Raw genomic sequence first — 25,202 nt, 5'->3', positions numbered from 1 at the left:
TGGGCTTAGCTTAGTTAACCTTTATTAAATTACTTCATGACTCATTCTTCGGTTTAGTGACGTTTTCCTCTCGATACAGCCACTGATACATAGTCGGCAGTACCAGCAGCGTCAGTGCTGTAGAGCTAAACAGTCCACCAATAATCACTATTGCTAAGGGTTGCTGAATTTCACTGCCGACACCTGATGAGATTAAGATGGGAATTAAGCCTAAAGCAGAGGTTAGCGCAGTCATTAATACCGGACGTAATCTGCCAACAGTGCCTTCATAGACGCTATCAAATAAGCTTTCTTTACCCCCAGAACTTTCAACAGTTAATCGACGCTGGTTAATCGAATCCACCAGCACCACCCCATTAAGCACCGCAACGCCGAATAAGGTAATAAACCCTATAGAGCTAGGCACAGACAGATAAGTGCCCGTGACATAAAGCGCCACTACACCGCCGATCAAGGCTAACGGCACATTAGCCATAATCAAGGCCACTTGTTTGATAGAACCAAAGGAGAAAAATAATAACAATGCGATTAAACCGATCGAAATTGGCACCACTAACATCAATTTTTGTTGCGCGCGTTGTTGGTTTTCATATTGACCGCCAACGACAACGGTATAGCCTGCAGGCAATTCAGCTTGCGGCACAATGGCATAGATATCATTAACCACTGAACCCATATCACGACCCGAAACGTTTGCTTGTACCACAACACGTCTTTGCACATCATCACGGCGAATATTCGGTGGCGCCATTTCAACGCCCACTTCAGCCACTTCCCCTAATCTCACTTGGGTGCCATTTACGCCCATCATGATCAAATTACCTAATACATCAGGTGAGCTACGGTACTCTTTCGCTAAACGTACGTTAATATCGTAGCGTGCATTACCATCAATCACTTGGCCAGCACTCACACCACCAATACCTTGGCTAACAAGGTTCATCACTTGATCGACACTTAACCCATATCGAGCCAGTTGATCGCGAAGTGGCCTAATAACCAATTGCGCTTCACCACTGACTTGCTCAAGTGATACATCTACAGCGCCAGGAATAGCACTGACAAGCTCAGTAAGTTGTTGACCTTTTTCAGATAGCACATCTAAATCTGGACCAAAAATCTTAATGGCTAATTGCGCTTTAACCCCTGACAATAATTCATCAACGCGGGTGGCAATAGGCTGTGAGAAAGTAAACAATAATCCAGGGAAGATACTCAGCTTTTCTTCCATCAAATGTTGTAGCTCAAAGCGATCGCTGGCGCTTTGCCATTCACTGACGGGCTTTAAGCCAATGTATATTTCAATGTTACTCACTGGTTCAGGATCGCCGCCTAGCTCAGGTGCGCCAATACGACTTAGCGCATATTCCACCTCAGGAAAGTCCATTAGCATGGCTTCAATTTTAGGAGCAATGTCGAGCGATGTCCCTAGACTTGCCGTTGGCGCAAGCGTGACACGTAAGTTGATGGTGCCTTCTTCAAGTTCAGGGACAAACTCTGTGCCTAAACGTGGCACTAACATCATGCTGGCAATAAACAACACCACGGCGGTGCCCATCACTGTCACTGGACGATTCATGATTGATGCGAGTAATTTACGGTAACCTGCTTCAATCGGCGCTAAAACCACGCTTTTTTTGATGGTAACGCCACGATTAAATAGATATACCGCCATCGCGGGTACGGCTATTAATGCCACTAACAAGGCTGAAATCATCGCCAGAATGATACTTACCGCCATTGGCTGGAATAATTTACCTTCTACCCCCTCAAGTGCAAATAACGGAGCAAATACCACAATGATAATCGCAGTAGCAAAGAAGATTGGGCTACATACTTCTTTAGCTGCTTTCATCACTTTGGCAACGGTAGATGTTAAGTCAGTCGTTTTGGAATCAGTATTTGATCCATCCGCTAAGGTGCCTTCCTTTCTGGTTAAATGCTTGAAAATATTCTCAACCATCACCACTGAGCCATCAACTAACATCCCGATGGCAACAGCTAAACCGCCCAAAGACATCAAGTTAGCAGACATGCCGTAATACGACATGATAAGTAGTGCCATACCAATAGAGATCGGGATAGACAGTAATACCAGTAAGGTCGCTCTGATGTTGACTAGAAATAACGCTAAGATGATGACAATAAAGAAAAATGCCATTAATAAAGCATTCACCACGGTCGTCACTGCTTGTTTAACCAGATCAGATTGATCGTAAAACACCTCAAACGATACGCCTTCCGGTAGCGATTGTTCAATTAAGGCCACTCTGTCACTGATATCATCAATGGTCGCTTTAGTATTTGCGCCCATGCGCTTAAGTACGACACCCGCGACCACTTCACCCAAGACTTCGACTTTATCATCTTGCTTTCTAGTCATAGTCACGGCGCCAACACGAATTTCACTGCCATAAGCCACTGTCGCAATATCTGCTACCCGTACAGGCGTGCCGCTGACTTCGGTTAATGAAATTTGGCCAATGGCTTTAAGCCCTGCATCACCAGCAGGCAATAAACCGTAGCCACGAACAACTAGCTGTTCCTGACCTTGATCCATAAACCAGCCGCCCGCATTACGGTTATTGCTTTCTAATGCATCGGTGACTTGCTGCATTGTCAGGCCATAACTGAGCAATTTATTGGGATCAATTTGTACTTGATATTGACGAACATCACCGCCAAAAGATAACACTTCAGTGACACCACTCACTGGCATCATGATCAATTTGACTAAGTAATCATTAAGACTACGAAGCTCTGCAGCGTCGACACCTGACTCTGGTGTTGCACGCAAAATATATTGATATATCTGCCCTAGCCCTGACGTATTAGGGCCAATTTCTGGCACCCCGACGCCGTCTGGGATCATTTCACGGGCAGCTTGCAGTTGTTCAAACACTTGCTGACGAGCAAAGTAAATATCGGTGCCTTCAGCAAATACCACTGTCACTATCGACAAACCGGTGCGAGATAATGACCTCACTTCAGTCACTGCAGGCAAGGCATACATTGCCGATTCAACCGGGTAACTGATCAGTTTTTCAACTTCTTCTGCCGCCAAACCTTCAGCCGCGGTATTGACAGTGACTTGTACATTGGTGACATCCGGAAAAGCATCGAGATTGAGTTTGGGTAACATAAACGCACTGGCTACAGCGATACATAGCAAGGCTAAGCCGACAAGCAATCGGTTACGGATGGCAGACTCTATTAATTTAGCTAACATGGCTTATTCCTTCCTAGTGGTTGTGGATATCAAAACCGGCTTTCGCCAATTCAGATGCCAACAGGAAAGCACCGCTAATCACTACCTGACTGTTTGGTGCCAGTCCGGTAACCATGTTCATGCCACGTTGACGTTCAACGACTTCAACTTCTACCGCTTCAAAGCCATCCTCAACTTGAATAAACACCTGCCAATCTCCATCACCGCCGCGAGTTAGTGCTGCGTCGGGTAACACCACACCGCCATTAAGCGCATTAGGTAAATATAATTCGGCAAATTGCCCTGCATGCAAGCCGTACTCAGTATTATTGATACTGACAAGCACTTGCTCGGTACGTGTAATCGGGTTGAGTTCATGCGAACGACCAATAATCGTGCCTTCAATCGAGACCTTGCCCACCTTTACCATGGCTTTATCGCCAGATTCAATACCATCAGCTTGTATAGCTGACAGTTGCGCTTCAACCCATAAGTGCGACTCATCAGTTAACTGCATTAATGGCGCACCGCCTGCAGATACTTGCCCTAACATGGCGACATCTTGTTGAACACGGCCACTAATGGGTGCCAGTAATTTGAAACTACCTATTTCACTCGGCTTTGAAGTTAACGCCACTATCTGTTCAGGCGACATTTTAATTGCTTCAAGGTTTGCTCGGGTTAACTCGGCTTGAACTTGAGCCAGTAAGCGCCGACTGGCCGTTACGGTATTCTTATTCATGCGATTTACTCGGCTCCACTCAGCGGCCGCTGTAATATAATCAGCCTGAGCTTGCGCAACTGCGACCCCCCCTAAGGTCAACAGTACTTGTCCTAGAGTCACTTCTTGCCCCGGTACGACGTGGCGCTTTAATACTCTGACATCTAATTGCGGCGCTATGGTCATGGTGCGATCGCGATCGACAATCAATGTGGCAGTAGCAACATCATCTAAATTAAACGTGCCAGCACTGAGGCTGACAACATTAATACCAGCAAGTTGTTGTTGCTGTTCGCTTAATACCAGCGCTTCATCACTGTGATCATCGACTGTGTCATTACTTTTTTCGACTAGAGCTGCAGCTGTCTCAGTTACGCCTTTTTCATCTTGGGGTTCATTATTTTCAGGAGCCTGCTCTTCTGTCACATGAGCTTCTGCAGCATGCTCTTCACTGCTGTGGATATTTGCCTGTGCAGCATCCGTATTAGCGTAAACACATCCGCTCATACCAACAGCCATACCAACAGTCACAGCCATCAATAACCCAAAGCTAATACTTCTTAAAAAACCACCTTTGAGACGGTTTGAGTAGGTCGCACTTATGTCATCCGATTTAAATTGATAAATCGCCTGTGTAGAAGGATTTAGTTGCATATTTTTCATCTTTATTACCTATGTGTCCCGCAGTTATTGCGGGGGTTTACTGATATAAAAGCGGTTATTGATAACGCTTTGCGATAGCGTTCATTTGCGACTGTTTATCGGTTCATAAACGTCAATCAACAACATAAGAATGCTTAATATTCAGTAACTAATATAGTGGGTTTAATTGGCTATTTTTAGTGATTGGGTCATATCCCTTGAGGTCAATTGCTCACGCAATATTTGCTCAAGCTGACCACTATTGCCCATCCAAGCAAGCCAATTTTCATACAAGCTTGCCTCCAGCCTTAAGCCGGCAATGTAGCTACTGCTCATTTGCTGCTGACTTTGCAAATAGTCGCTGGTGGCAATATCGCCACTACGCCATTGCGTCGATAAAGCAGAGGATGCAGCCTGACCTGATTTTTGCACCAAATCCTCCCACTGCTGATATCGTTGTAACAACCGCGGCACCGCTCGATTAAATTGCATCCATTGCTGCTGCATGAGTCGCTCTTCCACTAAATAAGCTTGCTCTGCGATGCTAATATCTTCGCTGGCGGTGGCGATTGCATCACTGTAGTTATTGCGAATTTGCAATGGAATTGAGACACCAACAGCAAACTTATTGTCACTGCCTTCGCGCTCAGCACTTAAGCTAATGCTTGGGTCTTCAGCGAGATCAGCTTTCATTTGGTTTACTGTCAGCTTGGTGAGCATCACTTGTTGATAAGCACTTTTTAATGCTGGCAATTGCGGCGATACCGATTGAAAACTCGGAATTTTAGCTAAGGCAAGGTAGTCAATATTCAGTAAATTATGGGTCATGACTTCAGCAGATTGAGATGGGTTTGAAAATAATATTGGCCCTAATAGGCCATAAACGGCAGTTTCTGCGTTGAGCATTTCTTGCTCTGCAATCGCTAAGTCAGCAGCATTATTGGCCACATCCAATTGCATCAGTTGCAGCTCAACCATTGAGATATCGCCCACTTCAGCACGCTGTTTAGCAAGCGCTAATTGCCTTTGGGCTGAATCAAATTGCTGCTGATTAAATGCCAACAATTTCTGATTCTGTTGTAGGTTAGCCAATGCCAGTAACTGCTGCGATAATAACTGACTGCGGTTAAGTTCAATTGACGCTAGCACCATTTCAGATTCTAACTGTGCCACTCGAACCGCTTCACCGCGTTTATCACTCCAATCAATGGTTTGACTCACTGCGATTGAGTAAGTGTCATCACCGGGGGCGTTTTGATAATCCAAGCCAAGCTCTGGATTATAAATGGCATTATCTGCCGAAGTTAACGCCAGCTTAGTTTGCTTCATCAACACTTTCTGGGCTCTCACCTCAGGCAGTTGCTCAAATTGCGTCATTAACTCGGGGAGCCACACATTCACACTTGAATGAACTGCTGTTTGTGATTGCGTTAGTGCCGCGAGACTCCCATTAGAGCCAATATTTTTGTCGACATCAGGTGTCGAACTATGCGCGTTAGCTGCAAATAGCGGTATCGCAATTGCAGTCGCAATGAGGGTTTTTCTCATCATAAATCCTAGATTTCAGTATTAACTGAAACGCTATTGTCAAATTTACGATTAATATTTTTCAGTAAAAAAATTATCTAAGTTCAGTGTGTTAGTACTGCTAAAAGCGACAGACACATACACAGTTTCTCATTTAGCCAATAAAGACTAGATGGCACTACTGAGCTGAATTGATACAAATTAGATAATGGTGAGAAATAATATTAATCACATAAAAATCAAAAAGGATTTATGCGATAGGGGGGCGGTAACTTAGACGAGATTCAGGCGGTAAGTAATCTTCAATGAAGGTTTTTGGTGATTCAGAAAATGGAATACTTGGCAGCAGATTAGCCACAATGCCAATGGCAGTGGCTGAACCACCGTGACACTGACAATCTAAACAAAGCTCATAGCTTTGGTTTTGAGTATTATCATTGGTCGCATGTTGATGGTCTGCTACGGAAAATAAACTATCAACATCATTCTTATCACAAATATCTACTAGGGCAGAAAAAACCAAATGTGAATGATTTACGTCTTCTTGTTCGCTTTCTCCAAGATGCAGTTGATGCCCGCCAAAGTTAGTACTGAAAAACTGCAGTAACATAACGGCGATCATATACTTGGCATATTTTTGAATAACGACCAATGAGTGCAAAGCGTACCTTAGTGGTTCTGAGTGATTAAATCTTAGCGATTAAGTTGTGTAACTGAATCGGTAAATATGACTGCGAGTGTAACTGAAAGTTCACCACTCGCGACCATTAAATTCATCAAGCAATACTTAGATCACAAATTATCATGCTAAAAAATCAATTAAAATACACAATGCTTCGCATAATCAGTCGCTTCATTAGCAGTCCAATCACCGCTAGGTTTTTCTTTCATTTGCTTACACCACGCCTCACTGCCTACTTCTGGTGAACAGGCACTTAGACCGATAATTAATAAACCTGCGCTTAATACTGCCGCTATTTTTGAAGATGATTGAGTTAATGACATACTTTCTAATTCCCTGAATGGTTAATCAAATAAATTATTGTTGTAGCCAAGCTATGGCTTGCTGTTTTTGCTCTAATGGAAACCAAGCCACCTCACCTTGCATGAAAGGACCCAGTAAATTAACCGCATTGCCTACCCAGTCAGGGCCACCGACAAACACTAATGCATCAAAATGGGGTAATTGCACTTTATCGCCCCCAGACAAGGAGCTGACATCCCAACCTTCAAGTAACACGTCAGCCTCTATGTATAAGAAAACCTTACCAGTTTGTTCGCGATATTGGGCAATTAAAGGTTGTAGTTGAATGCGATAATCTTGAGTAGATAAGCGTCCACTAACGAATAAGCTAATAACGCCTTTAGCGATATCGGGGATTTGGCACAACATAAAGCAACTCCAAACGGTCAATGTGGCCTAGTTTCTAGATAATTATTGATAGTAACAAATCTTATCCGCAGTACTAAACAAAAGTTTGTTAAACTCAAGTGGTAACAAACAATAAACTCGAATCAGCCCCCTTAAATAGACCCAAGTAAATGGTAAAAAGTAGAATCATATAATGATCAAGATAACCAACAGCGTCAGCATCGAAGATAATGAAATTGAATGGCAATTTATCCGTTCAAGCGGCGCTGGTGGGCAGCACATTAATAAAGTTTCCACTGCAGCGCAGATTATTTTTGACATACGTCAGTCATCGCTACCTGAGTTTTATCAGCAAAAGCTATTGGCCAAAGCCGATCATCGCATTACTAAGAGCGGTAAAGTGATCATAAAATGCCAACAAAGCCGCAGCCAAGATTTTAATCGTCAGCTGGCATTAGAGCAGTTTATTGAGCTAGTAAAAAGTGTCGGTATAGTGCAAAAAAAACGTATTGCCACCAAAGCAACTAAAGGCAGTCAACGCCGCAGAGTCGATGCCAAAAAGCAGCGCGGCGCTACGAAAGCGCTACGAAAAAACAAATCTGATTATTAAGCTGCAATCGTTTTCAAACTCGCCTTAATACAGCCATGAAAATTTATCCACTTATGGCAATAATTACATGATAAATTAACCTTATTCGGTATTATCAATACTCATCAGTAGCAATTTTAAGGAAAGTGCATGACGCCCAAAGCCAAGATTTTACTAGTTAATGGCCCTAATTTAAATTTATTAGGCCGTCGTGAGCCAGGCCTTTATGGCAGCGATAACTTAGACACCATTGTGGCAAAGTGTCAGTCTCAAGCCCATGGTGCCGAATTAGACTTTGATCATATCCAGTCTAATGCCGAACATGCACTTATCAATGCGATTCATGCCACTGATGCCAAGTTTATTGTGATCAATCCTGCCGCCTTTACCCACACCAGTGTCGCCCTGCGCGATGCACTGCTTGGGGTGAATATTCCGTTTATTGAAGTCCATATTTCAAATGTTCATGCTCGCGAGCCTTTTAGACATCATTCTTATTTATCAGATAAAGCGGTCGGGGTAATTTGCGGCTTAGGCATTCAGGGCTATGAGTTTGCAATGCAAGCCGCTATTAGCCAGCTGAGCAAGGATTAAAGAAAGGACTAGCGTTAGCTATAGAGATCTACAAGATATGAGTAAATTAAAAGCAGATGTCAGTATTATTCAAGCGGGGATTTTCAGTCAATGGGATTCTGATAGTGATGAACTGCCAAGATTTTTAAAAGCCACCGTACATGTGCCTGCTGAAATAGACATTGAATTTGGCTTTGTCACCCGTATTCGCAAAGCCAAAAATCAAGTGTTAGGTTACTGTATTTATCACCCCGATATTCCCGATGCAGAAGGCAATATTCAAGCGCCTTTCGATGGTGAAGTATACATCAAAGAAAACGATTGGAAGTTTTACCTTGGAGACTGTATTTGGGCGCCAATTGACAACAAAGTCGGCAACTGGCGCATGACCCTAGAGCTAAACGGCAAAGTTATCGCCGATAAAACCTTTAAAGTGCATTTGCCTGAATAAGTTATTTATCTGCAATAACCGCGCAATTACGCCCAGCATCTTTTGCTTGATATAAAGCCGTATCAGCAAGTTTTAGTATTGTATCCCACTCTTCTACTAGCCTTTTAGCAGTAGTCGGCTGGCTTGCTCCTATCGATACTGTCACCATTAAATCGCCTGTTGGGGTTGTAATAGCCTCTGTGCTAATCGCCTGATTAAAACGACTTAACACTTCATCCAAAGATGCGGGATCAGCTTCGTCAACTTGCAATAATATAATAAACTCTTCACCGCCCCATCGTACTAATACATCCCCTTTACGAATGCTGTTCGATAAACGCTTGGCCACTTCTGTGAGCACGATATCCCCAGTATCATGACCATAATTATCGTTCACTTTTTTAAAGTTATCGCAGTCAATCATCAACATACAATAATAAGCATTCGGAAATGCGGTTAGCTCATGATGAATAAAGTGCTCGATATAGCGGCGGTTGTGTAGTCCTGTGAGTTGATCGTTATTTGAAGCTTTATACAAACTTTTATTTGATGTTCGCAGGCTATCGATGTTCTTTTCACTTAAAAAGTAACGTCTAATTAATAACACTAAGCCAATAGCTAAAATAGCCAAAGCTAACAACCATATTCTTTCTTGTAGCTCTTTTTTATCAAGTGTGGCGGCCTTCAGTTCATTTTCTGCGGTTAATAAGGCAATTTTTTCATCTTGAAGCTGGCCTTCATACAAGGCTTTTAAGGCAAATAACTGTTCTTCACGCTGATTGAAAAGCAGCTTTTGGGTGCCTTCATAATAAGTGGTTAATTGCTCAATGGCCTCAGGGTATCGCTGCTGTGCTTGATAGACTCGCGCCAATAATTCATAGGACTTTAATAGTGAGTCTTGGTTATCAATGGCCTTAAGCCCGGCCATGGCATTGTTGGCATAATCACCAGCAGTGGCGCTATCACCCTTAAATAAACTGACCTCGCCGAGACCCATTAAGCATTCGTTATAAGGTAATTGATCATGCACTTGCTTCGCGAGCTCAACACATTCCATTGCCACTGGCTCAGCCTCAGCAAAGAGTTGCTGACTAATTAATAAGTGGGTCTGGGTCATTAAGGCGTTGACAATAAGCTGGTTATTATTGGACTCCCGTGCCACGGCAATGCTTTTTTCACTGTATTGGGTCGCCGCTTCTATATCATTAATTTCTAGCATATTGTTACTAGCATTACTGTATAGGATCACTAAGTACTCAAAGCTGACATTATCACTTTTAAGATATAACTCAGTGGCTTTTTTATTGTATTCAATCGCGCTAGGCCAATCTTCAACCATAGAATAAAGCACTGATATATTTGAATATAACTTAAATACAAAATCGCTATTATTGGTGGTTTCAGCCAGTTTAATCGCTCTTTGATAATCCTCAATCGCTAATTCATACGCTAAACTACGTGAGTGAATTATGCCTCGTATATTAAGTGCACGAGCCAGTAAGCGGTCATAATGCAGTTGTTCGGCTAAGCTGATCGCTTGCTCTATCAGTCGCAGCGCTTTTTTACCTTCACTTTTTCTCGCCGCCAAGGTGCCTTTAATGGTTAGGCCTTCGGCCACAATCCAGTCTTGGCCGCTATCTAGGCCAAATTGATATAAGGTTTTAGTGGTTTTTTCTGCCGCCTCAACATCAGACAGTACAAATTGAACGTTATAAAGGATCAGATAATAAATGGTTTTAAAATAGTCATTACCATCGATAACACCTTGGGATTTTAGTTGCTCTAAAGCCGTTAAGGTGCCTTCAGGGTCTTTATCAGCCCCAAGATATAACGCCGTTAATTGCGGCCCGTGTTCACTGCTGGCGATCTCATCTAATAGATCAAATGCGGCAGGCTTTTCTGCACTAGCAGATGTCGCAAAAATACCGCAAAAAAAAAGCAATAATACGGGTAATAGTGAATGGCGCAGCAGGTGATTCAAGTGAACCTCGTCGTTTACAACTAACTAAATCGAAAAATTAATCAAATAGCGAATACTTGGAATAACTAAAGCAGAGAACCGCTACGGCATACTCTTGAGTTGACGGAGCATAAATGGTCTTACAACCCCAACTTAGAGTCATCTGCTATTTCGCTCGACAATTACAATATAAAAAACTATTTCGATTATTTTCAGATATTTACAGGATGTAAAAAGGTAACAGATTTCGTTAAAGAGTGTGGATATTTTCGATGAAAAATATGGCTAAGGCTACAATTTGTTACTTTTAAAAATAAATATGAGAGCTTGATTTCAGTGCTTGTTACAGAGGGCATATAAATCCTCCTTCAGAAGCGGTAACACATACCGACAAGTAACTCGAAGCTTGATATAATCCCTTTTTGCCTTTTTAATGCTAACGAGCACAACTATGTCATTGCAGTCTTCTCTTACTCACGCCATTAATCAACGCGCTGAATTTTTTCAACAAGCGGCGCTTCAACAAACCGATTGTTTTCGGGTATTTCATGGCACTGTTGAAGGCGAAAATGGGCTTAATATTGACCGTTATGGTAATGCGTGGCTCATTCAAACATTCCATCAGACCTTAACTGAGCAACAACTTACGCAAATAACCGAAATCCTTAACGCACATCTTGAGTTACCTATTATCTACAATGACCGTGCTAAACGTAATTCACGCATTGAAAATAATCTTGCTGATGACTTCAATGACTTTGCCTGCTCAGAGCAAGTTATCCAAGAAAATGGCATCAAGTTCACCTCAAAATTACGCCATGAAGGCCAAGACCCGTTATTGTTTCTCGATATGCGTATCGGTAGAGAATATGTCAGAGCCAATAGCCAAGGCAAAACCGTGCTAAACCTATTTTCATACACTTGCGGTATTGGCACTGCAGCAGCCATGGGCGGTGCAACTCGGGCAGTTAATGTGGATTTCTCATCATTTGCTTTGGCTGCAGGCCAAAAGAATGCTGAGCTCAATGAGGTAGCAGATACTTGTGAGTTTATTCAAAGCGATGCTTTTCCTGCGCTGCGTCAATTAGCTGGTCTTAAGGTTGGTGGGCGCCGCGGGCAAAAATTACCTAAGTACCCTAAGTTAGCTGCGACTCAATTTGATTTGGTATTTTTAGATCCGCCACGTTTTGCAAAAAGCCCATTTGGCACCGTTGACCTGATTAATGATTACCAAGGCTTATTTAAGCCTGCCATGCTAACAACAAAAAGTGGTGGCACCATAGTGTGCTGTAACAATGTCGCCAAAGTGGAACGACAAGCCTGGCTCAACAGCTTAGTGCGCTGTGTTGAAAAACAAGGCCGCAGTGTCAGCTCAATTGAATGGTTGCATTGCCATGAAGACTTCCCTTCTTTTGATGACAACCATCCCCTTAAGATTGTCGCACTAACTATTGATTAATTAATTCATAATGATAAAAAAGCCAGCTGACCTCTATGATGCAAGCTGGCTTTTTCTTTTTAAATCGTAATAACCTACTGCTCAGCAAGCCCTTTTCTAGCAACTGAGTTTAACCAATTGAGTTTGGCTAAATATTTCTGCTGGTTTTCCCCTAGGGATGTTAACGTCAACGCCTCTTTCAAGCTCTGCTTAGCTGCATAGGGTTTTCCCTGTGCATTGAGCGCCTTGGCTAACTCATAATAGGCCTGATGGAAATAAGGGCTATTTTTGATGAATTTTCTAAAGAATATCTCTGCTGCTCGGTAATCTTTTAACGCTAACGCTTCTATTCCCATGCTATACCAGCCATAAGGGCTTTCATTTTCCAGATCCAATAATTGCTGACTAATACTCTGCGCTTCATCTATTCGACCTTGAGAATTCAGAACAAAGCTGTAATTACTTAATAGACTTAGTGAGTTAGGCTTAAATTGCAAACCATACTGATAATAGGCTTCGGCAATATCATAGGCTTCAATACGGCGGTGTACTACTGCCATCATATTAATCAAGGGTACATAATCCGGTGCTAATGACAGGCCTTTTTGCATTAACGCAAAAGCTAATTCAAGCTTATCATCCAATAAGGCATCAGCAGCTAAATTACGGTAAAACATGGCTAAAAATTGACTGTCTGATACCACGCCACCATTGCGGTCGTTACGATCAGGAAAGTAATCAATCACAGAGAACTCTCCGCCATATAGATATAAATTTGATTTTGAATCACTGCTATCAACCTCATAAAGAAAGGTACGGACATGATCCGATGACACCATCAAATCCTTGGTGATGACGGTCACAAGGGGCGCACTATGCACTACTTGAAAAACAGCTTTAACATTTAAGAATTTTGCGACGCCATAGGTCAACATAGCTAGAGACATACAATTACCAGATTTATTTAACCACGCATCACTGGCATTAAAGTTTGAACCTTCATAGTTAAAATTAACCATTTTTTGACCAATAAATTGACTCACTTTTTTTCTATTGGGTAAAGCAGCAATTTCTTCATCGGCAATAAACGCCAATAACTCCCGCTCTTGTATCGGTGTTAGTTGAGTCAAACTCTCAATGGATGGCACAGTATATTTGCTGGCTTGAAGTTGGAGTAAACTACTCGCAGCAGGCATTTTCACATCAACTGATAAGTTTTTTTGGGACATTGAACTGCACGCAGATAAGCTCAATAGACTGATGACAACGATACTAAATCGGTATATCTCTTGTTTGATAAACATCCTGTAAACCCTTCTCCTTAAGCATATCTTCACTCAACTTAATCACTCAGCACATGTAGCGACTCACATGTGTAAAAATTAAGCTAACATGATTTTGATATGAGACAAATACATTCATTAGCCCAATCCTGATAAAGGAAGCCTATACTTGATGACGTCTAGTACTTACCACCTTAAGTGTAAACACTTGATTAATTGAGCATTTCACCTTAAGCCCTATAATTATTTACCCTTAATAACGCTCATCGTTTAACCCATTAAGTTTTACTATTTCTTCGCGCTTATCCCTCGCAAAAGTTAACCTCTGAACAAGCAAAATTGAATTTATCAATTAAACTTAGGCTCATGGTTCATTTTTACGCACAGTGGAACGAGCCATACATTTCGCTTTAAAAATTATAAATACCTTATTTTTATAATTAATATCAGCATATTGACTCATTAATAGGAAATTTAAATATTATGAAAATCAGCGCTCGTAATTCACTGGTTGGTAAAATCACCTCAATCGAAGAGGGTTCTGTAAACAATGAAGTGGTCATTGAACTTGCACCTGGAGTTGAGATCACATCAGTAGTCACTAAAAAATCTTGTCAGCAACTTGGTTTAACTGTGGGCGGTAATGCTTACGCGATTATTAAAGCCAGTAATGTTATGGTTGCTGTTGATTAATACCCTTTAGCATTTGGCTGTTACAGGTTTATTTAAAGTACATAAAAGTACCTATTCGCCCGCTTTAGCCAGCGCTATATGAGCGAAATGAACTTCCTTTTATTTCGCTCATATATCTATAAACATCAGCATCGGCAAACCACTCCAATGAGCAATTTTTCAGTTTTAGAATAAATAGCACACACCATAAAACATACTATGTAATCTGCTTTGATTGAGTCTAGCGGCAATTATTTATCTTAAACAGAGCCAGATACAGTCACTAAAGTGACTTTTTATTCCTCAAAACTCAGATTCTCCACCTGCAAATTCACAACATAAGCAGTGCAATTAAGCTAACGAAACCACCTTTACAATTAACATCAAGGGTTTAGCTTTTAATAACTTGTTAAATCAGCTCAACAAATGAACGACACTTGGCCTTTTAAGGCAATCCCCATGATATTTACCGCTAAGTTCCTCTATAATCAATATAACTAATAAATTAAAGCAAAATATTTATGCATATCTAATTGTGATATCTAATCACATTGTGTAACTCATTCAGTGCAAAACAAAAGGAGTTCCATGAATACTGTTTATTCTATTGGAGAGCTTGAATCTTTCCTCGTGGCAATTTTGGTACTATTCATTGGCCATACAATTAATCGACACGTACCTTCTTTCAGAAAATATAATATCCCAGAACCTATCGTGGGTGGACTTATCGTTGCAGGCGTAATCACCATATTACACTTCAACAAAATCAGTTTAGAATTTACTCTTTCAATGCAAAATACCTTGATGCTGATGTTTTTCAGTACCGTGGGGTTAGCGGCAAGTTATAAGCTATTAATGAAAGGCGGTACTAAGGTCATTGTCTTTTTAGGCATTGCATCTTTATATATCATTATTCAAAATGCGGTGGGCGTTAGCTTAGCCAGCGCTTTAGGGCTAGAGCCGATAATGGGCTTAATCGCTGGTTCAATTACCTTATCAGGTGGTCACGGCACGGGTGCTGCTTGGGCGCAAACCTTCCAAGACAACTATGGTATTAATACTTTAGAGTTTGCCATGGCAGCGGCCACCTTTGGTCTAGTCATGGGCGGTATTATTGGTGGTCCAGTTGCCCAGCGCCTTATCAATAAACATAACCTTGTTTCTTCATATGGTGTGGGTGGTAATCATCACGTAGATCATCCTGACTTAGTAACCTATGACCAATTAGAAATTGATCGCGTTACCGGTAAGAAAATTTTAGAAGTGCTATTCATTCTGCTGCTATGTGTGGCTGGGGCTAAGTGGTTCGGCAAATTTGTTAGCTCCATGGATATTGCATGGTTAAAAATGCCTGACTTTGTTTATGCCTTATTCTTTGGCGTGGTCATCACCAACGCCACTGAGTTGAGTCGCGGCTACAAAATCAACAGTGAATGTGTTGATATTTTAGGTACTGTGTCCTTGTCACTGTTCTTAGCGATGGCGCTAATGAACCTTAAGCTGTGGGAAATATTTGATTTAGCGGTACCGCTATTAATCATCTTAGTGTCTCAAGCGGCTATTTTAGCGGTGTTTGCCTACTTTGTTACCTTTAGATTAATGGGCTCAAACTATGACGCTGCAGTGATGGCTGGTGGTCATTGTGGTTTTGGTATGGGCGCAACCCCAACTGCGGTAATGAACATGGGCGCATTAGTTTCACGTACAGGTCCGTCGCCACAAGCCTTTATGGTAGTGCCTATTGTAGGGGCATTCTTTATTGATATTGTGAATGCCATTATCTTGCAAGGCTATTTAAGCTTTATGGGCTAGCGCTTAATACGCGAGTTTAACCGCTCGCTTTAGGGCTTAGTTAAAGCTAAACACAGATACAAAAATGCCAGTCAGTGACTGGCATTTTTGTCTTAAAGAAAACCGAATCCGCGACTAAGCCGTTGCCTCTTGGGTTTCTTTACCTGCACAGTGACCACATTGATTAATCACAAAACCAGCTTCAGTTTCAGTTAAACGACCGTTGCTAATAAACAGTTCAACTAACTGTGCGGCGCTCATATCACTGGCACGACAAGTATGAAACTCTGCATTTTCACCAAATTCTGCTGCCATCAACGCCAGCCATTGTTGTTGTGGCTGCGGGGTATTTTGATCTTTCATCAATTTGATAACGTTACGACCATGAATTGATTTTGACATTAGAATTCCTCAACAGTTAAAAAGCTATTTTACGACACAATCACTATTCCACTATTGCGTTAGCTCATGGTTTAACAAAAATTAACCTACTGAATTATCATCTAGACGCTGATTGGCTATAGTGAGCCGCCCACGAGGCTGTTAAAGTAGTAACTAAGCAGCAATCTAATCAAGAAGTAGAGCAACATGGCAAAAAGTATCTCTCAAGAAACCCAAGCTGAAGCAATGAAAATGGCTAAGGCTACTCAAAAACCTTCACAAACCAAAGAACAGACCAAACTCATCGCTCAAGGTATTGAGAAAGGTATAGCTGAATATAAGAAGTTGCAGAAAGCCAAAGCTCGTGGGGCTGATAAACAGCGAAAACAGAATCTTAAAGCTAAAAACCAGCTCAACCATGATGTAGTTGAACAGCAGCAGCCGCCACAGTCTCAGAAGTCATATTTACCCTGGGTGTTGCTTATCGCCAGTTGGGTCGGATTTATTGCATCTCATGTCCTGCAAGCAAACTGATCATTCTTAGCTAAGGGGATAAGGCGCCCCATTTATTATTTTTGCCACAAAGCAAAACAGTCAGCATAGCTGACTGTTCTTAAATTAAATCTTGCTGCAAATTAGCTTACATTTTTAAGCTGACATCTGAAGTGATTTTAGTCGAGCACGCTAATACATACCCTGCGGCAATTTCTTCAGCTGTTAATGTCATGGTACTGCTAGATTCAGTAGTCCCTGAGGTCACCTGGCACTTACAGGCGCCGCACACACCACTTCGGCACGCTGCGATTATCGGTAGCCCTTCAGACTCTATGCCATCAAGTAAGGTTTGCTCAGCCGATAATGCAACTTTTTTATCCTTGATTGAAAGCATGAAGTTGCTAGTTGTAGCCGCAGTATTTGTGCTGCTTGGGGGTGATTTAACCGCGCCAGTAAAGCTTTCTTGATGGAAGTTTTTCATCTCGAAACCACTGGTTTCAATCAAGGATTTAACTGACACCATGTAAGGCTCTGGGCCACACACAAAAATGGTGCGAGTCATAAAATCAGGCACTAATGCTTGCAGCTTTTCAATATCGATACGGCCTAACATACGGCTGTCGTTGCCAGTATGATTAACGCCTTCAACAAGCTCATCTGCATTTTCAAGCAGGTAACTTAATTGAAATTGAGCACTGCGATAAGCCATCGCACCTAAGCTATCAGCAAAGATAATATCTTCATCTGTTCGAGCGCTGTGCACAAAGGCAATATCACTGCCTACTTTGGTATCGAGCAGCCAACGTGACATTGAATACATTGGGGTAATGCCACTGCCAGCACTTAAAAATAAATACTTTTCAGCCGCTATATCCACTAAGTTAAAGGCGCCATCTGGGCCGACTAAGGTGATGATATCGCCTTGATTAACCTTATCAGCTAAAAAGTTTGACACTTTGCCACCAGCAATGCGCTTCACCGTGACCACAATTGAATAAGGTCTAGATGGAGACGATGACATGGTATAACTGCGATAAACTATTTCGCCTTCAATCTCTAATTTGAAGGTAATAAATTGCCCCGGTTTGTAGTTAAACTTAACAGGGGTTAAACCTTGAAAACGAAAGCTCACTACATCATGGGTTTCATGCCATTTTTCAGTACAGCGCAATTGCACTTCACCACGTTGCCACTCATCAGCATTTAATAATAACTGATTTGCATTGATGGATTTTTTTGCTTCAGCAGTAGTTGTAACCTCAGCCGTTTTCTTTGCTGTGGCAGCCAATGCACCCGATATTGAAAAACTCGGCGCAGCGCTGACCTTAGCAACTGACTTTTTGTTGTCATCTTTTGTTGATTGGGCGGCTGATAACGCTGCTGAAAATGAAAATCCTGATGAACTCATATTGCACCTGTATGGGAAACCATGTGTTAGAAGTAGAAAGTAAAAAACAGACAATAAAAAGGTGATATAAGCGCTAAGCCTATATCACCCAATAACCACTATTTAAGCCGCATTAATCATCGCTTTAAGATCTGACTCAACATCAGTGGTGTTACGTAAACCAAATTGGTCTTCTAACACTTTTGCTAAGTTTTCAGTCAAAAACGCTGGCGGAGTTGGGCCTGTACGAATGTTTTTAACGCCCAGTGATAATAGTGTCAGTAACACCACAATCGCTTTTTGCTCAAACCAAGACAGTACCAAGCTTAAAGGCAGTTCATTGATATCACAGTCAAAAATATCTTTTAATGCTAAGGCTAACTGTATAGCAGAGTAAGCATCGTTACATTGACCCACATCTAATAAACGTGGAATACCATTAATCTCGCCAAACTCAAGTTTGTTGAACTTGTACTTACCACACCCTAAGGTCAGGATAATGGTGTCATCAGGCACTGATTTAGCTAAGTCAGTAAAGTAGCTACGTTCAGATTTATCGCCGTCACAACCACCGATTAAGAAAAAGTGCTTAATAGACCCATTTTTCACGTTCTCAACTACTGTTGGTGCCGCTTCCATTAAGGCATTACGTGCAAAACCAATCGTAATCGCATGTGGGATTTCATCGTAGCTAAAACCTTCAAGCTCAAGGGCTTTGTCAATCACAGCGCTAAAGTCTTCACCTTCGATGTGAGCAACACCAGGCCAGCCAACAATGCTACGGGTGAATATACGATCTGAATAATCGCCCACATTAGGGTCAATAATACAGTTTGAGGTCATCACAACAGCGCCTGGGAAAGTGCCAAATTCACGCTGTTGGTTCTGCCATGCGCTGCCGTAGTTACCCACTAAGTGTGGGAACTTTTTAAATGCAGGATAAGCTAATGCCGGTAACATTTCGCCATGGGTATAGACGTTAATGCCCTTACCTTGAGTTTGCTCTAAGATAAGTTCTAAATCTTTCATGTCATGACCTGACACTAAAATCGCCTTACCTTTAAATGATTTGGTGTTTACTTCAGTTGGCTCAGGGTGGCCAAATGCCGTCGTTTCACCCGCATCTAACATCGCCATTACGCGATAGTTTAATTGACCGATTTCCATTGCGGTAGCAAATAGCTTGTCGCCATCAACTGAGTCTTCGCCAAGGAATGACATGATTTGGTGAAATTCACCGGCCACATCGGCATCAGTTTGCTCAAGTACACGTGCATGCTCCATGTAAGCTGCTGCGCCTTTAAGGCCATATAAGCAAAGTAAACGTAAGCCCATGATGTCTTCATTAACATCGTCACCACGGTTTGGCAGTGCAACTGGAGCTTGTAGTAGCATTTCAGGCTGAGAAGCCGCTAAGTTAAATTCAGCTTGAGCTATCACTTCTTCAGCAGCAACGCCTTTTTCAGCGCAGGCTTGTTCGTATGCCGCTTTTAACTTGTTACGGTAAGTTTGAGCTTGATGTGCGTAATCAGCTAAACGTCCATCATCAAAGTTCACATTAGTTAATGTGGCAAAAAATGCCTTAGGAACAAAGGTATCAATCTCGGCATCGATGATATCGAACTGACGCGCCTTAACCGCATAAGCAGAAACGCCCTGCAACATGTAGATTAATAAATCTTGTAGATCTGACGTAGATGCTAACTTACCGCACATACCTTGAGAATAACTACAACCGTTGCCTGCTGGGGTTCTAACTGTTTGTTCGCATTGAATACAAAACATCACTTTGCTCCTGAATTTAATCATGCATAATATTTACATGTTTAGATGCAGTGTACTTAGATCAGCAAAAATCTAAACTGATTTTTACAATATTTAATCGATTTTATGATCTAGATCAGTTTCAGCATTCACTAATATTTAGCCCTATTCACATCGGTTTTATCAATAAAGGCATCATTTAATTAGTCATTTTGTAGTTCATTTAATCGCCAAAACCAAATTGAAAGCACAAAAAAACCAGCAAGTGATTGCTGGTTCTTTTCGTGTGTGTTTTGAGGCGTTATAAGCCTTAAAACTGATTACTGCGCCAATAGTACTGAGAAGCTTCGCTGCAGATTGTCAGGATCTTGTTTGCCAAATTTAACTAATAAATCATCTTTACCATCGGCATTGATATCGGTTGCCGACAGCATCGAACCTTCAACTGGAATGATCATATCCCATTGCTGAGATCGTTTACTAAAAGGCGCGCTACCTGCCTGACCCAAATAAATATCTAAGGTTTCATTATCATCAGACAACAATAACTCTTTATAACCATCGCCATTGATATCCGCTAAGGCCACGACAGGCTCACCACTTTGGCCAGAACTTAGGCTGAAGTTTAATTCAACTTCTTTACTGGCATTGGCCTTTTCACCAAATTTATTCGCACTATTCATTTTAAACACATGAACATCTTGATCAATACTGCCAGACAGCAAGGCGCTGACGATCTGCGAAATACTAATATCAAAACCTGACACAATCACCTCATCGACATTGTCATTATCAATATCATCAAAACGTAGCCCTGTTAAGGTACCTTCAGCTTTAATAATCGTCTCAGGTTCGCGGCCAAAAGCCACCACGCCATCGTTATTACGTCCTAAGTAAATTTCATAGTCATTGGTACGATCAAACACCCCAGAGCTTTTGGTATATCTGACCACCAAGTCAGTAATCTCATCGCCATTCACATCACCAATACGCTCAACTTTACGGTATAGCAAATCACTTTGATCTAATGATTTGCCATAGGCATCACGCTTATTCCACCAATCAATACCACTGATGGGTTGACTCACCGAAATATATTCTGCTATCGCGGCGAACTGCCCTTGATCGTTTTGATAATACACTTCGAGCGAGCCCTCACCGACTTTGACAATATCATCGCGACCATCAAAGTTCATATCACTGTGATAAAGCGTAGCGCGGCTATATTCAGCGCCATTATTGGTCAGCTCAACTTGAGGCAGTAACGGCAGTGATTGTCGGATGAATTGAGTATTACCAGCACCGAGCAATACATGCATTTCTCTAAAGTCACTTATCAGTACATCAGCAATATCATCATTATTAATATCACTGACAAAATCACCACGAGAGATAAAATCAGCATGGCCTGTAACAGCTAATGAATTAATATCAGCAACGGCAACTAACTCACCAGAAAGCGGTTTTGCTGCAGTATCTGTTTGTTGGCTGGTAATTTGTTTAGGTGAAAGTGAAGCTGAAGGATCTTGCACTAGCATGTCATCAGCGGAGATCGCATCTGCTGGGAGCATACTCACATCTAGCTTGTTAATAGCGCTATTAGCCGTAACTGGGGCATAACGTAGTAATTGCTCTGCAGTGACGAAATACAGCTGTTGCAGCGCAAGCATGCTATCAGTATTAGAGTCGATTTCATTAATATCAAAGCTATAAATATCTTTGTTTAATAATACTTTATCTAGCATCACTAATTGCTTATCGACAATGCCGTATACAGCAAACCAGCGCTGATGTTCATCATCAACACCCAGTGCTAGTAACTCATTGCCCTCATTATCGAGTAAGTTAACGCTTAATACTGGATGAGTCAGTTCAAATTCGGTATCAACTGTAAAAGTGGTGAATTTTAGCTCTGTATCTGCAGCAAAAGCTGGATGGATAAAAGGTAAAATACAACAGCTTGCTACCAATAGCGTGCGGGTTAATTTATTCATCCTGAAAACATATCCTTAAACATTATCTTTAACTTATATAGTTAAGATAACCTTGATTGAATAAAGTTCATACAATGAAATTGTTACCACTTACGTATCGAGAACGATTCAAGCTGTAAAAGGAATAGGAATTGACTAACAACTTATCTTGCCAAGATCAAAGTGTCTGATAGGTTAGCTTTACTAGTTCTTCACCGTACTTACGCTCAAGTTTACGCACGATAAAGTGACCTCTTGCCATGTCTTGAAAATGATCGATAAATAAGGTGTTAATGATCGCCCCACCCGCAGCGCCTATGGCAGGTACAGCTTGAGCGGCCACCTTTTGAGTCACCTGCACGCCAAAGCGCTCTGCCACCACGGTCACTAATTTAACCATCATTGGCGCAGCTTCTTTACTAAAGCCTTTAGTGGCAACGTATTCAGCGGCTTCAGCAATTGAATTGGCTAACACGGTGCGCACCGCAAAGTAGCCTTTTTCAGCTTGATCGTCATCATTTGACTCACCCCCTAGGGCAAAGACTTCTATGCAGGCCATTTTAGTGGCCACTTCATCGAGTTGCTCACCCTCACTGCGAGCAATATCGGCAATGGATCGCAACATGATGGTGGTTGAAATCGGTAGCTCTAATGCCAATGCGCTTAAGCCGAAAAAGCCCCCCACACCACCACTCACTGCAACACCGAGTTTGTGCCAACGATCAGAAGATTGCTCATGGGGGATGTTTTTCATGGTAAATAGCGCCGCATCCGAGGCTTTCATCAACGCCATTTCTGTGACTTTGCCAATACCATTACTGACACTTTTAGGCAGTAGCGCAAAACCTTGCTCAATGGGCGAGCCAATAAAATCTGTGATTTTGGCTGCTAAGCCGGGGTTTTCAAGTAACTGCTTAGCCTGCACTAATTGGGCATTATCTTCTACAGATAGACTCATGGCTTTCCCTTCTTTCACAGCCGCACGATTAACAACAGCGCTAATAGCTCACTAGATAATGGTGACTTTCTCAATCACTATCGCCGTTTTAGGCACATCGTCATGATCTGCTACCGTGGCCGTTTTAGCTTTTTCAATTTCTTTGACCACTTCAATACCGGCAACCACTCTGCCAAAAACCGCATAACCCCAACCGCTGTTGGTGGTCGCTGTGTGGTCTAAAAAGCTATTATCAGCAGTATTAATAAAAAACTGCCCGGTGGCCGAATGCGGCGCATCGGTTCTTGCCATTGCTATGGTGCCAAGTGTGTTACTCAAGCCACGATTAGCTTCATTAACGATAGGATCGCGAGTGGGCTTTTCTTTCATCTTGGCAGTAAAACCACCCCCTTGGATCATAAAGCCTTTTATCACCCGATGAAAAATAGTGTAATCATAAAAGCCATCCTGACAGTACTGTAAAAAATTCTTCGAACTAACAGGGGCTTTTTCCATATCCAGTTCAATATGGATATCGCCAACATTGGTGGTAAAAATAACGGTCATGGGATCTCAATTTAACAACGAAAAGTTAAGCTCAATTATAGCGTTTATCCTATGCTTCAGGCTATAAATAAGCGTCATGCTTTAAGTCAGATAAAGTAAGCTTATTTGCTACTATTAAACAAATCCATTGCCGCGCGTGTCATTGCCCGCACGCCGGTGCTGATAGTTAACGGATAATCTGGGGCAAACTTACTCGAATGCAATGATGGCAAGCTGTCGCCGCTATCAATACTGGCTTGATACACGCTTGGCTCAACAGCCCCTAACCAAAATAAAGTGATCGGAATATTTTGCTCAGTTCGGCCATATAAGCCAAAATCTTCTCCGGCCATAACCTGTGGCGCTAGCACCACATTATCTTTTCCTAGTTCAGCTTCAATGCTGGCCTTAACTTGGGCAGCCAATGCTGGGTCATTATAAGTCGAAGGTATTTTTTCATCTTCATGGACATACACTTCAGGCATCAGTTCATCAGGTAAACCCGCACTAATCGCAATGCCCTTAGTGATACGTTTTATGGCAGCGATTTGCTGCTCACGTACTTCAGGGTTATATGATCGCAGAGTTAATTGCAGCTTCACTTCATTGGAAATAATATTATGTTTTGAGCCGCCATGAATTGAACCTACTGTGACCACGTTTGGCTCAAGGGGTGACACTTCACGGCTTGGAATGGTTTGCAATGCTAATACTGTGCGCGCCGCCAGAACCACAGGATCGATAGTTAAATGGGGGTAAGCACCATGGCCACCTTTGCCTTTAATGCTGATATCCACCGAATCCACATTGGCCAATGCATAACCACTAATAGAGCCGACTTTACCAGCAGGAATAGATGCACTGACATGCAAACCTAACACCTTATCAGGAGTGGGAAACTCGCTAAATAAACCTTGCTTGAGCATGGCTTTTGCGCCGCCGCCCATTTCTTCTGCAGGCTGGGCTACCATCATCAAAGTGCCTTGCCAAGCTGACTTGTGCAACATCAATTGCTCGGCTGCGCCAATCATGCTGGTCATATGAATATCATGGCCACAGCCATGCATAATGCCCACAGTATTGTTATGTGCATCTTGGGTTGTCACTGTCGATGCATAAGCTTTGCCCGTTTGTTCAATAATAGGTAAACCATCAATATCGGCGCGGATCATCACCGTAGGCCCGTCGCCATTTTTGAATATGCCCACCACGCCGTAGCCGCCATAATTATCAGTGACTTCAAAACCTAATTGCCGTAACTCTTTTGCCATTCTGGCACTGGTATTTTTCTCTTGATAGGACAGTTCAGGGTGTTGATGAAGGTGAGTATAAAGCTGTTCAAGTTGTGGTAATGCTTTGGTCACTGAATCATCAAGATCTACAGCGCGTAACGAGGTGGTGGTTATCGTTGCTGCTAAAGCCAGTGATATCGACAATGCTGTTGGTATGGCTGTTAAGCGTGCTGATAATGTCATGGTGTCTTCCTTGTTGACTATTCATCTTGACTGAGAAT

22 protein-coding genes are annotated in these 25,202 nt (G+C 42.1%); 7 read left to right on the top strand and 15 right to left on the bottom strand.

The window, feature by feature from the left end; all coding sequences use genetic code 11:
* Positions 1-34: 34 nt before the first annotated feature.
* The 6 genes from AB4160_RS13500 to AB4160_RS13475 all read right to left on the bottom strand — a co-directional run bounded on the left by AB4160_RS13500 (position 35) and on the right by AB4160_RS13475 (position 7,491).
* The gene (locus AB4160_RS13500) at positions 35-3,229 is read right to left on the bottom strand and encodes an efflux RND transporter permease subunit (RefSeq protein ID WP_372005022.1); all 3,195 of its coding nucleotides are present in this window, start codon (positions 3,227-3,229) and stop codon (positions 35-37) included.
* 13 nt (positions 3,230-3,242) lie between these two features.
* The gene (locus AB4160_RS13495) at positions 3,243-4,592 is read right to left on the bottom strand and encodes an efflux RND transporter periplasmic adaptor subunit (protein ID WP_241904994.1); all 1,350 of its coding nucleotides are present in this window, start codon (positions 4,590-4,592) and stop codon (positions 3,243-3,245) included.
* A gap of 162 nt (positions 4,593-4,754) precedes the next feature.
* Positions 4,755-6,122 carry a TolC family protein gene (locus tag AB4160_RS13490; protein ID WP_241903495.1) on the bottom strand — a complete coding sequence of 456 codons (1,368 nt, stop codon included), beginning with the start codon at positions 6,120-6,122 and terminating at the stop codon, positions 4,755-4,757.
* 226 nt (positions 6,123-6,348) lie between these two features.
* Positions 6,349-6,759 (bottom strand): hypothetical protein, encoded by a 411-nt coding sequence (locus AB4160_RS13485; protein WP_372005019.1) that lies wholly within the window; start codon positions 6,757-6,759, stop codon positions 6,349-6,351.
* A 158-nt stretch (positions 6,760-6,917) separates the two neighbouring features.
* Complete coding sequence (locus AB4160_RS13480; RefSeq protein ID WP_372005017.1) at positions 6,918-7,103, bottom strand: DUF3012 domain-containing protein; 186 nt, start codon at positions 7,101-7,103, stop codon at positions 6,918-6,920.
* Between the two features lie 34 nt (positions 7,104-7,137).
* Positions 7,138-7,491 carry an STAS/SEC14 domain-containing protein gene (locus tag AB4160_RS13475; RefSeq protein WP_076538841.1) on the bottom strand — a complete coding sequence of 118 codons (354 nt, stop codon included), beginning with the start codon at positions 7,489-7,491 and terminating at the stop codon, positions 7,138-7,140.
* A 172-nt stretch (positions 7,492-7,663) separates the two neighbouring features.
* On the opposite strand from AB4160_RS13475, the gene arfB reads away from it, so the two are divergent.
* From arfB to AB4160_RS13460, 3 genes are all read left to right on the top strand, one after another.
* Positions 7,664-8,080 (top strand): alternative ribosome rescue aminoacyl-tRNA hydrolase ArfB, encoded by a 417-nt coding sequence (arfB, locus tag AB4160_RS13470; RefSeq protein WP_076538839.1) that lies wholly within the window; start codon positions 7,664-7,666, stop codon positions 8,078-8,080.
* Between the two features lie 129 nt (positions 8,081-8,209).
* On the top strand, positions 8,210-8,653 hold the full coding sequence (gene aroQ, locus AB4160_RS13465; protein WP_076538836.1) for a type II 3-dehydroquinate dehydratase: 444 nt from the start codon (positions 8,210-8,212) through the stop codon (positions 8,651-8,653).
* A 37-nt stretch (positions 8,654-8,690) separates the two neighbouring features.
* On the top strand, positions 8,691-9,083 hold the full coding sequence (locus AB4160_RS13460; protein WP_102437633.1) for a DUF3859 domain-containing protein: 393 nt from the start codon (positions 8,691-8,693) through the stop codon (positions 9,081-9,083).
* Position 9,084: 1 nt separating this feature from the next.
* Here the strand turns inward: AB4160_RS13460 and AB4160_RS13455 are convergent, their stop codons facing one another.
* Entirely contained in the window at positions 9,085-11,043 is a 1,959-nt protein-coding gene (locus tag AB4160_RS13455; RefSeq protein WP_372005015.1) for a diguanylate cyclase, read from the bottom strand.
* Between the two features lie 430 nt (positions 11,044-11,473).
* Here AB4160_RS13455 and AB4160_RS13450 point away from each other — a divergent pair, with 430 nt between their 5' ends.
* Positions 11,474-12,481: a class I SAM-dependent rRNA methyltransferase gene (locus AB4160_RS13450; protein WP_372005013.1), complete on the top strand. Its 1,008-nt coding sequence runs from the start codon at positions 11,474-11,476 to the stop codon at positions 12,479-12,481.
* Positions 12,482-12,555: 74 nt separating this feature from the next.
* On the opposite strand, the gene AB4160_RS13445 is transcribed toward AB4160_RS13450, so the two are convergent.
* Positions 12,556-13,764, bottom strand: coding sequence for a tetratricopeptide repeat protein (locus tag AB4160_RS13445; protein ID WP_372005011.1), 1,209 nt, complete (start codon positions 13,762-13,764; stop codon positions 12,556-12,558).
* Positions 13,765-14,226: 462 nt separating this feature from the next.
* Between AB4160_RS13445 and AB4160_RS13440 the strand changes: the two genes are divergently transcribed.
* Entirely contained in the window at positions 14,227-14,436 is a 210-nt protein-coding gene (locus tag AB4160_RS13440; RefSeq protein WP_076538818.1) for a molybdopterin-binding protein, read from the top strand.
* A gap of 567 nt (positions 14,437-15,003) precedes the next feature.
* Entirely contained in the window at positions 15,004-16,227 is a 1,224-nt protein-coding gene (gene gltS, locus AB4160_RS13435) for a sodium/glutamate symporter (protein ID WP_076538815.1), read from the top strand.
* A 114-nt stretch (positions 16,228-16,341) separates the two neighbouring features.
* Here the strand turns inward: gltS and AB4160_RS13430 are convergent, their stop codons facing one another.
* Positions 16,342-16,608: a YecH family protein gene (locus AB4160_RS13430; RefSeq protein WP_102437627.1), complete on the bottom strand. Its 267-nt coding sequence runs from the start codon at positions 16,606-16,608 to the stop codon at positions 16,342-16,344.
* Positions 16,609-16,794: 186 nt separating this feature from the next.
* Between AB4160_RS13430 and AB4160_RS13425 the strand changes: the two genes are divergently transcribed.
* Positions 16,795-17,121: a DUF2956 domain-containing protein gene (locus AB4160_RS13425; protein ID WP_102437626.1), complete on the top strand. Its 327-nt coding sequence runs from the start codon at positions 16,795-16,797 to the stop codon at positions 17,119-17,121.
* Between the two features lie 106 nt (positions 17,122-17,227).
* Here AB4160_RS13425 and AB4160_RS13420 read toward each other — a convergent pair whose 3' ends face one another.
* From AB4160_RS13420 to AB4160_RS13395, 6 genes are all read right to left on the bottom strand, one after another.
* A complete protein-coding gene (locus AB4160_RS13420) occupies positions 17,228-18,490 on the bottom strand; it encodes a hybrid-cluster NAD(P)-dependent oxidoreductase (protein ID WP_102437624.1) in 1,263 nt (420 codons plus the stop codon).
* Positions 18,491-18,592: 102 nt separating this feature from the next.
* A complete protein-coding gene (gene hcp, locus AB4160_RS13415; RefSeq protein ID WP_372005009.1) occupies positions 18,593-20,254 on the bottom strand; it encodes a hydroxylamine reductase in 1,662 nt (553 codons plus the stop codon).
* Positions 20,255-20,553: 299 nt separating this feature from the next.
* Positions 20,554-22,227 (bottom strand): FG-GAP repeat domain-containing protein, encoded by a 1,674-nt coding sequence (locus AB4160_RS13410; protein WP_372005007.1) that lies wholly within the window; start codon positions 22,225-22,227, stop codon positions 20,554-20,556.
* 157 nt (positions 22,228-22,384) lie between these two features.
* A complete protein-coding gene (locus tag AB4160_RS13405) occupies positions 22,385-23,164 on the bottom strand; it encodes an EcsC family protein (protein ID WP_102437619.1) in 780 nt (259 codons plus the stop codon).
* 51 nt (positions 23,165-23,215) lie between these two features.
* Entirely contained in the window at positions 23,216-23,710 is a 495-nt protein-coding gene (locus AB4160_RS13400; RefSeq protein WP_372005005.1) for a peptidylprolyl isomerase, read from the bottom strand.
* 101 nt (positions 23,711-23,811) lie between these two features.
* Entirely contained in the window at positions 23,812-25,164 is a 1,353-nt protein-coding gene (locus AB4160_RS13395; protein WP_372005003.1) for a M20 family metallopeptidase, read from the bottom strand.
* Between the last annotated feature and the right edge of the window lie 38 nt (positions 25,165-25,202).

The sequence above is a fragment of the Shewanella sp. 10N.286.51.B8 genome (genome assembly GCF_041469325.1).
GTDB lineage: Bacteria > Pseudomonadota > Gammaproteobacteria > Enterobacterales > Shewanellaceae > Shewanella.
Note: the sequence above shows the minus strand (reverse complement) of the source record. Positions and strands in the feature narration are given on the sequence as shown.